At 45.2% G+C, this 403-nt stretch carries 1 pseudogene; it reads right to left on the reverse strand.

Going from position 1 to position 403, the window contains the following annotated elements:
* A pseudogene (locus AB4512_RS24620) lies at positions 1-403 on the reverse strand (transcriptional regulator); the annotation flags it as partial.

The raw sequence follows: 403 nt of genomic DNA on the forward strand, positions 1-403 counted from the left end.
ATATAAACCAACGCATTTTCGATCGTAGAGTTGCCTGAGGTATTGGTCAGAAGCTCTTTTGCGGTTTGCAGGTCTCTTAGTTTGAAATGAATGATACCAAGCCACAGCTTCAGTTCGTCTGGTAGTCGGTTAAAACGAGTTTGAACAAGGTTAGTGAACGCGACGAGCTTCTTCTGATCTGTTTCAAATAGCGCAAGTTGACGCGCAATCAGAGTCGACGTCATGGTATTGAGCTTGATGCCATCCAGCGCTATGGCTTTTCCACTTAGCAATTCGCTGACTTCGGCATTGTCGACTGACCATTCTGGTGGTAATGGTGCTGGCAGTGCAAAGTAGTTAGCTAGCTCTCGGTTGATCTCCATAAGGCTGCTGCTGATATTATTGACATCAATAGAGTAAACAC

The sequence above is a fragment of the Vibrio sp. 10N.222.52.B7 genome, assembly GCF_041474275.1.
GTDB classification, from domain to species: Bacteria; Pseudomonadota; Gammaproteobacteria; order Enterobacterales; family Vibrionaceae; genus Vibrio; species Vibrio crassostreae_C.